Source organism: Flavobacterium fryxellicola (genome assembly GCF_900143245.1).
GTDB classification, from domain to species: domain Bacteria; phylum Bacteroidota; class Bacteroidia; order Flavobacteriales; family Flavobacteriaceae; genus Flavobacterium; species Flavobacterium fryxellicola.
Genome location: NZ_FRDK01000006.1, coordinates 210,305 through 219,397 on the forward strand (window position 1 = coordinate 210,305; position 9,093 = coordinate 219,397).

Here is a 9,093-nt window from a genome sequence, read left to right on the forward strand (position 1 = left end):
ATAAAAAAACTCCATTATTTCTAATGGAGTTAGTCTTGTGGGCTGTCAGGGACTGCAATCGAACACTTGATACCCATTTTGACTTTTTTTGAAAACCTACAATAGTATAAATGTGAAAACAACAACGCCATTGTCTTCCAATGGCGTTGTTTGTTTTTCTGTGGTCCATAAGGGATCGTTTACGAACCATTTTATGCAGGATTTAAAGAAGTTATCGATACTACGTTAGATTAAATATTCCTTTAATTATTACTCATTATATTTACAACTGATTCCTTCTCAATAGGTTTATTTTCAAATTAATATATTGCAATTGAAGATTGTTTTTTAAAACCTCAAAATCAGCCGAAAGCGATTGATTTTTCACGGAGGAATAAACAATTGCTTCCACTTTGCCACTAGTAAATTTAGATTGTGTAGTCGCAAAAGAAGCTCTGGCAAACTTTTGCTTCTCGATTAATTTATATTGCAGTTGCGAATAATTTCTTTTGTTTTGTTCTTCTAGTATCACTTGTTTTTCTAATAGTTGTTTTTCCTGTTCAACTACTAGTTTTGCCTGATCACCTGCTATTTTTGATGCAATTATTTTTTTATTGTTCCTAAAGCCATTGAAAACAGGAACGCTCAACTGCATACCAACTTGTTGACTTTTATTATCTTCTAATTGATTGAAAAAAGAATCTGTGTTGGCATTTGCTTGTTTTATATTTTTATAATAAAAAGTAGAATATCCATAATACGCTGACAGTATCGGATAATTGCTGGCTCTTTCTAAACCGATCAACTGTAAACTGTTTTGATAATTGAGCTCGGCAAGTTTAATTTTAGGATTATACAACTCAGTATCAAAATCTTTATTTGCTTCCTTTAAATAAGGTTCTAATATTACTTCGCCTGTCGCCACATCCACAATATTCATCAACTGAAACAATTCTGTCTTTTTTATAGCATACAATTGCTCTGTTTCCTGATTTCGGATTTCTTCAGTCGAAAAGCTCAACTGCATATCATATAAATCACTTTGGGATTTACTCCCAATAGCAACTTCTTTATTTATTCTATCCAAATTGAATGAAGCTTGCTTGAGTTGTTCTTTTTGGATTTTCAATAACTCCTGTATATAAAGTGCTTGATAATAGCCATCTAAAATTTGCAGTTTGTATTCATTTTCTATGACTTCTACATCCGCTTTGGCTTGCTCAATATTAATTTTGTCTTTTTTAGCATTCGCAAAAGCACTGAAATCAATCAGATTCGTTTTGGCATTGAGATAGAAATTATCATTTTGAATATTAGAACTTACTCTTCCATTAGTCGAAGGATCAATGGTGCTACCAAAATTATAACCTTGCTGTCCATACAAATCGACAGTAGGTAACATTCGATTTAAAACCGAATTTTGTGATTTTTGTGTTCTTTTAATTTCCAGCTGTCTGATTTTTATTTCAATAGTCTTCTGCAATCCCGTTTCCACACAACGTGTGAGCGACCAAGAAGTATCCTGAGCACTTGCCAATGCACAAAAGGCTAAAAAGACAACTGTAAAAACAATTTTTTTATTCATATTTTAAATATTTCAAAACATCTGTTTTTGTTGCTTGATAGGCTCTTAACAAAACAATGATTAACGTTAAAACCAATAATATTATAAAGCCAAAAAGGAATGGAAACAAGGTCATTTCAATTCTAAAAGCAAAATTCTCAAGCCACATATTCAATAAATAATAGGTGGGAAACAAAGCAATTAAAAACCCAATGACACAATACAAAACATACTGTTTAGAGAGTTCTTTCAATAATAAATTGGTTTCTGCTCCAAGCGTTTTTCTGATTGCAATTTCTTTCATGCGTCTTTGAATTGAATACGAAGCCAAGGCGAATAACCCGAAAAGAGCGATTAGAATTACCACTACATTCAACAATGAAAATAGATTCTTTTGCTTCACATACGATTCATAAGTTCTTGCATATTGTTTATCGACAAAATCATATTTAAAAGGATACTCAGTATCCATTTTTGTCCATAATTTTTCGATATCGGTAATTGTATTTTCAATATTATCCAATTTTAGTTTTACGAAAACCTTATTGATATTTTGAGCAATATCTACCGTTTTAAGATGATAGAAATACATCCCTGACACCTCAACTTCAGGACTTAATAAATTAAAATCTTTTACAACTCCTATGATTTTTAATTTTCGTTCTTTGATAATTAGTTCTTTTCCTATAGGCTCTTTCATGTTCATCAATTTTTGTGCTGTTTCATTAATCACCACAGAAGTAATAGTATCCGAAGCATGTTGCTGATCAAGAGACCTTCCTTTAACTACTTCTATTTTCATCATTTCGAACATACCAAAATCAACTGCAATTGTCCGTGCTTTAAAAAGTTCATCATTGTACAATACACCTCCTAATGAATCATCTGAACCATCAAATGAAATCAATCCTGTAGAAGCTTGTTCTACACCTTTTATTTTAGCCAGTTCTTGTTTTATTGTACTGTATTTGTTGTAGATATTTTGCCCTACGTTTTCCACTTCATAATCCGAATCCGGAAAATTCAAATTAATTTCCATCACTTGATCTCCTTTAAAACCTAAATCTTTATTGGTTAGATAATCGATTTGCTGATACACAATATAAGAACCAACAATAAAGAAAGTAGCAACTGTAAACTGGAAAATCAACATTCCGTTACGCAACCAGATTCCGTTTTTACTTCTTCCAAAATTGCCTTTGAGAACTTTTAAAGTTTCGAAATTAGCAACGTAAACGGCTGGAAGTATTCCTGCTACCAAAACTGTAATACAGAAAATCAGAATTAATTGCAGATAAAACTGACTACCAATTATTCGTAAACTCTTATTTAAAAAATCATTGTAATACGGCAAAGTCAACTCAACAATAACTAATGCTAGTAAAATCGAAAACAAACTTATTAGAGCAGTTTCAAAAATAAATTGAATAACAATAGTACCTTTTGAAGCCCCCACAACTTTTCGAACACCAACTTCTTTAGCACGTTTAACCGCATTCGCTGTAGCCAAATTAATATAATTTACAATCGAAAGAATGAGAATTAAAACAGATAACCCAACCATAATCAACAAAAACTGATAATTCCCTCTCCCTTCTGGATATCCATCTGTAATAGAATGTAATCTCGCATTTGAAAGTGGCTCTATAACTACATTAAAATGACCCATTTTCTTAGCCATTTCTTCTAAAGTAAAACCTTCTTCCTGAGCAATTCTCCGAACAAAATCTTGATTATAAGTTTTCTCTAAACTCTTTCGAGTATTCTCAATTTTTGATGGATCTTTAATTTTAAGAAGTAGCTTGAATATAAAAGGTCCTGTCGTATTTTCACTTTTGAACTGCGTCATTTTATTCATTATAACATCTGGAGCAATTGAAGAGTTCCCTGGAATATGATACACAGCGCGCACTATAAACATTTGATCCAAACATGTTATTTGTTTACCAATCGGATTTTCGTCACCAAAAACTCGTTTAACAATCACATCTGAAATAGCAACACTTGAATCATCTTTTAATGCCGAAACCTCATCTCCCTTAATAATTTCAAATGGAAAAAGAGAAAAGAAATCAGGCTCAACATTAATAATTTTATTAACTATTTCTTTCTTGCCTTTGTAGATAATTTTATCCTTTTGATACCAGCTGTCAGCATAAACTACCTTTTCTACATTAGTATCTTTATCTAAAATAGGTTTTAGGAATAAAGCACAATCTGAAAAAACTGGCATTCCTATTAACTGCACTAAAACCTGATACACATTGTCTTTTTCGGGATTCCAAGCATCATAACTTTGTTCTTCATTCCAATACAGTAATGCGAAAATTAATCCTGAAATTCCAATGGCCAATCCAAAAATATTCAAGGCAGAAAATAGCTTATTATTTCTGAGGTGGTATAAAAATATAGTTATCCAATTTTTTAGCATGATTTTAGTATTTAGATTCCGTTCCTAATATATCCACGTTCCTGTTATTAACTTTTTCTGAAAGTATCATTCCATCTTTCATCAAAATGGTTTTTTGAGAAAAAGAAGCATCATAATCAGAGTGCGTTACCATTAATATTGTGGCTCCATTGGCATGTAAATCAGTTAAAAGTTCCATTACTTCATTTCCATTTTTGCTGTCCAGATTTCCTGTTGGTTCATCGGCAAGAATAATTTTTGGATCAATAATTAAGGCTCTTGCCACGGCTACACGTTGTTGTTGTCCTCCGGAAAGCTGTTGTGGATAATGTTTTAATCGGTGGGAAATTCCTAATTTATCAGCTATTGTTTCTACTTTTTTCTTCCTTTCAGCCGAAGAAACGTTATTGTAAATCAACGGCAATTCAATATTATCATAAACCGACAATTCGTCAATCAAATTGAAATTCTGAAAAATAAAGCCAATATTTTCTTTTCTGGCTTTCGATTTTTCTTTTTCTTTCAGCCCAATAATTTCTTGATTGAGCAACTTATAACTTCCGCTCGAAGCGTTATCCAGCAATCCAATAATATTTAATAAAGTGGACTTTCCACTTCCCGAAGGCCCCATAATTGAAACAAAATCACCTTGGTTTATGGTAAGTGAAACTTCACTCAATGCCATTGTTTCCACTTCTTCGGTTCTAAATACTTTTGAAAGATTTTTAATTTGAATCATACTATTATTCGTTTTTTGATTGATGATATTTGTTTATTTCTCTTTATTCTTTATTATTTACTCTTTACTCTTGCTTCTTTCCTCTAAGCTCTTTTTCTTTATTCTAAATTCAAAATCTCGACTTCTTTGTAATCTTTATAGGATGAAGTGATCACTTTTTCGCCCGCTTTTAAACCGCTGAGAACTTCATAATACAAAGGGTTTTCTCGCCCCAATTTGATTGCTTTTCTCTCTGCTTTGTTACCATTGACAACAAAAATCCATTTTCCGCTAGTTTCTTCGTTAAAGCTACCTTTCGAAAGCACTAAGGTCTTGGTTTTTTCTGAAAGGTTTAATTTTACGCCAAAACTCAATCCTTGTTTTAGATCTAATTTTTCAGAAGAAACAAAATCCAATTCTACTTGAAATCGTCCGTTTTTAATTTCCGGAATTACTTTAGTTATTTGAACTTCTATGGATTTGTTTTCAAAATCTACTGCTCCTTTTTGTTGCGCTACAATTTTATCCAAATAAAATTCATCAATGTCAGCTATCAATTTATAGCCTTTTCTGTCATCAATAGAACCAATACTTGTATTTTGAACATAGGTTTTCCCGAGTATAGGTTCAAAGGAAGAAAGTCTTCCAGAAATTGGTGCTGTGATAAGGAAATTCTTTTTATTCATTCTCAAAATATCCAAACTTTTATTCATGAAACCAATAGATTGATTCAATTGTCCTATCTGTACTTGATTGGCTAATTTCTCTTTTTTGACACTTTTTTTGATGATGTTCATGCGCTCTTTTTGAAAACGATAATTTTCTTGGGTGTTTTCCCATTCATTTTTAGAAAGTATTTCTTTGTCAAAAAGTTTTTGGTTCAATTCGAATAAGTTTTTGCCGTCCAGATAATCGTGTTCTATACCAATCAAGTCTTTTTCTAAATACAATTCCTGATTTCTCAAATCGAGTTTGGCTTTATCCAAATTATTAATTTGTTCAATAATTGCTGTTTCCTGTTGCATATATGCCAGCTCTGCATTAGGATTGTACAATCTTGCAAGAGGTTGTCCCTTTGTAACCATGTCGCCGTTTTCGACAAATATTTCCTGAACGGCTCCACCTTCAATGATATTCACTAACATTGAATGTAAAGGAACTGCTTTCGCTTGAAAAGACATAAAATCCTCGAAAAAATTATTTTCAACGGTCTTAATTGTAATTTCAGCTCTTTTTACGTTCACACTTCTTTTTTTGGTAGCAGATGTAAAAACAAAATACCCAAAGAGTAAGATAATTGGCAAAGCCAGTAAAAGATACTTATTTTTGTTAGTTTTACGTACGATTTTGGTGTCCATTGTTTATTATTTATATAGTCTATTAGGATAATCGTACCAGAAAATTAAAAACTATAATAATTTCATTATCAGAGCTTTAATTTCGATAAAATTTACAAGGTGTCCATAATTGAACACTAATTGTCCGAAACCGAACAATGATTCCGTTTTCTGAATAAAAAAATACAGCTATTACGTTATAATGAAAAAGTTCAACGCCTCCATATTAGTCATAGACGATCAAGAAGATATTCTTTTTGCGTCGAAAATTTTACTTAAAAAGCACTTTGAAAATATTTATACGCTTAATAATCCTAAAAATGTTGTCGGGCTATTATCACAAAATAATATTGATGTTGTTTTGCTCGATATGAATTATAGAATAGGGTTTGACGACGGCAGAGAAGGTTTGTATTTATTAAAAGAAATAAAAACCCTTTCGCCAAAAACGGTCGTTATTTTGATGACCGCTTTTGGTAAAGTAGAAACGGCTGTAGAAGGTTTAAAAGCAGGTGCTTTTGATTATGTTTTGAAACCTTGGGAAAATGAAAAATTGCTTAGCGTTGTAAAACAAGCTGTTGACAAAAGCCGGAAAGAGCAAAAGAAATCAAATAATATCGAGATTGTAGACGATTTTTTTGTTGGTAATTCAGAGGTTATAAAAAAAGCTTATTCTCTGGCCGATAAAGTGGCCAAAACCGATGCCAATGTGTTAATACTTGGCGAGAACGGAACGGGTAAATTTGTGTTGTCACATCATATCCATCTGCAATCAGAGCGAAAAAACAGTCCTTTTATTCACGTTGATTTGGGTTCTTTAAATTCTAATATTTTTGAAAGCGAATTATTTGGTTATGCTAAGGGCGCATTTACTGATGCTAAAGTTGATACGCCAGGGCGTATTGAAATGGCTCAAAACGGCACTATTTTTTTGGATGAAATAGGAAACGTACCATTGCATTTACAATCTAAACTCTTGCAGATAATTCAAACCAAAGTGGTAACCCGATTAGGAGAATCAAAAGCAAGACCGCTGAATGTTCGCATTATTACAGCCACCAACCTGAATTTGAAACAAGAAGTTACAGATAAGAATTTCCGTGAAGATTTGTATTATCGCATCAATACTATGGAAATCGTGTTGCCTCCATTGCGCTCGCGAATCGAAGATAAAATTCCTTTGGCGCAGTATCTTTTGCAAAAAATGATGACAAAATACGGACGAGACGAAATTACTTTTGACGAAAAAGCATTGGAACAAATAGCAAATCATGCTTGGAATGGAAATATCCGTGAATTGGAAAACCGAATAGAGCGTGCAGTGATTCTTTGTGAGAACAATTACATTACTGTTTCGGATTTAGATTTAGAGCAAATAACCATTTACGAAGAAAGCCAAGATGACATTCAACTTTCGGCTGTCGAAAAAACAGCTATCGAAAAAATATTGTTAAAGAATAATAACAACATTAGTAAAACCGCTGAGGAATTGGGATTGTCCAGAGGCGCATTATACCGACGTTTAGAAAAATATAACATCAAATAATATGGTTAAATTATTGAAAATCTACCAACTCCTTTTTCTTAGATTAATTATTATTCTTTCCGTTGCTGGGATTTCAATATTCATTTTTCAAAAAGGATTGATGTTCACAGCAGTATTTGGTCTTTTTATGATTTTCTTACTTACAGTTGAAATGTATTTTTATGTTAAAAATGCCTTTCTACTTTACGACAGAACAATTGCTTCCATTTTGCAAAATGATTTCACCTCAGATTTTTCCAAACATAAATCGTATCAAAATTATTCCAATTTATTCAAGTTGTATGAAAAACTAAAAAGTAAAGAAAACGATCACGTTTCAAAAGATATAGTGTATCGTTCTATTCTAAATAATATCGAAACTGGAATTATTATTCTGCAAAAGGAAGAAAATGAATGGAATATTTTTTTGATGAATGACTTTTTTTCTAAACATTTTGATGTACCTAAAGTCTCCAAATGGAAGTATCTAAAAAATCATTTGTCTTCCTTATGTGAAATTATTGAACAGCAGGATTTTAAAGAAATTAAAACGTCACTAGAAATACGTGTTAATATGCAAGACACGCAAACTTTTGTGCTGCAGACTTCGAGAAGTGAAATTTTCAACCAAGATTATTTCATCGTTTTACTAGATTCAATTCAGAATGTAATAGAGAAGAAAGAGAAAGAAGCATGGGTCAATCTAATGAAGGTGATTTCTCATGAGCTTTTGAATTCAATTACTCCTATTCGGTCACTATCACAGAATTTACAGGAATTGGTACAGGAGGAAACCATTTCATCAGAAGATTTAGATGACGTGAAAAGCAGTGTTGCCGCAATGTTGAGACGAAGTGACCACTTGCAGCAATTTGTGGAAAGTTATCGAAAACTGGCCATGTTGCCTTCACCAAAAAAACAAGTAATTGAACTATCAAAATGGATTGACAACAGTTGTCAAATCATGAATCCATTATTTAAAAAGGAACAAATAGAAGTCATAAACACGATTACTTTCGACCGCAGACTCCATATTGACCCGCAACAGATGGAGCAAGTGTTGATCAATCTTTTGACAAATTGCATTCATGCCTTGACAGATACAGAAAAAAAACAGATTGTTATTTCGGCAGAAGTCAAAGAAAAGAGAATTTTTATCATGATTTCCGATAATGGAAAAGGCATCGAAAAAGAAATAGAAAGTAAAATATTCTTGCCATTTTTCACCACTCGCAAAGAAGGTGCCGGAATTGGCTTGACTTTGTCCAAAAGCATTATAGAAGCTCATGGCGGCTATTTGGCGCATAAAAATGATGATAGAAAAACCACTTTTGTGATTTGTTTAGTTGATAATTAAGTAATCCTAAAAAGAGAAAAAAAATGTAGGGGTAAAAAAACATTATTGTTATTGGATTATTTCTTAGGACCTTACGCAATTCGAACCTGCCATTATAGCAATCAATGGGGATCAATCCTAAAAGTTGGGGAGGAATTGAAGATTTCTTAACTTAGCTGCCAAAATAACAAGCTTTGGAAAATTACATAGATCTCTTAAAACTT

The 9,093-nt window shown here is 32.3% G+C and carries 6 protein-coding genes; 2 read left to right on the plus strand and 4 right to left on the minus strand.

What is annotated here, in order from left to right:
* Positions 1–262: 262 nt before the first annotated feature.
* The 4 genes from BUA03_RS10875 to BUA03_RS10890 all read right to left on the minus strand — a co-directional run bounded on the left by BUA03_RS10875 (position 263) and on the right by BUA03_RS10890 (position 6,029).
* The gene (locus BUA03_RS10875) at positions 263–1,564 is read right to left on the minus strand and encodes a TolC family protein (protein ID WP_066077621.1); all 1,302 of its coding nucleotides are present in this window, start codon (positions 1,562–1,564) and stop codon (positions 263–265) included.
* Complete coding sequence (locus tag BUA03_RS10880; protein WP_066077623.1) at positions 1,557–3,974, minus strand: ABC transporter permease; 2,418 nt, start codon at positions 3,972–3,974, stop codon at positions 1,557–1,559. Before BUA03_RS10880 ends, BUA03_RS10875 begins: the two co-directional genes overlap by 8 nt.
* 4 nt (positions 3,975–3,978) lie before the next feature.
* Positions 3,979–4,692 (minus strand): ABC transporter ATP-binding protein, encoded by a 714-nt coding sequence (locus tag BUA03_RS10885; protein ID WP_066077625.1) that lies wholly within the window; start codon positions 4,690–4,692, stop codon positions 3,979–3,981.
* A gap of 98 nt (positions 4,693–4,790) precedes the next feature.
* Entirely contained in the window at positions 4,791–6,029 is a 1,239-nt protein-coding gene (locus BUA03_RS10890; protein ID WP_066077627.1) for an efflux RND transporter periplasmic adaptor subunit, read from the minus strand.
* 181 nt (positions 6,030–6,210) lie between these two features.
* On the opposite strand from BUA03_RS10890, the gene BUA03_RS10895 reads away from it, so the two are divergent.
* Together BUA03_RS10895 and BUA03_RS10900 are read left to right on the plus strand one after the other, a co-directional pair.
* Positions 6,211–7,554, plus strand: a complete 1,344-nt coding sequence (locus BUA03_RS10895; RefSeq protein WP_066077628.1) for a sigma-54-dependent transcriptional regulator — start codon at positions 6,211–6,213, stop codon at positions 7,552–7,554.
* A 100-nt stretch (positions 7,555–7,654) separates the two neighbouring features.
* Positions 7,655–8,890, plus strand: a complete 1,236-nt coding sequence (locus BUA03_RS10900; protein ID WP_317041100.1) for a sensor histidine kinase — start codon at positions 7,655–7,657, stop codon at positions 8,888–8,890.
* The last annotated feature ends 203 nt before the right edge of the window (positions 8,891–9,093 follow it).

Bases quoted from the DNA above. Each gene is read 5' to 3' on its own strand.
- BUA03_RS10875 (WP_066077621.1), bottom strand. From the start codon at position 1,564: ATGAATAAAAAAATTGTTTTTACAGTTGTCTTTTTAGCCTTTTGTGCA.
- BUA03_RS10880 (WP_066077623.1), bottom strand. From the start codon at position 3,974: ATGCTAAAAAATTGGATAACTATATTTTTATACCACCTCAGAAATAAT.
- BUA03_RS10885 (WP_066077625.1), bottom strand. From the start codon at position 4,692: ATGATTCAAATTAAAAATCTTTCAAAAGTATTTAGAACCGAAGAAGTG.
- BUA03_RS10890 (WP_066077627.1), bottom strand. From the start codon at position 6,029: ATGGACACCAAAATCGTACGTAAAACTAACAAAAATAAGTATCTTTTA.
- BUA03_RS10895 (WP_066077628.1), top strand. From the start codon at position 6,211: ATGAAAAAGTTCAACGCCTCCATATTAGTCATAGACGATCAAGAAGAT.
- BUA03_RS10900 (WP_317041100.1), top strand. From the start codon at position 7,655: ATGTTCACAGCAGTATTTGGTCTTTTTATGATTTTCTTACTTACAGTT.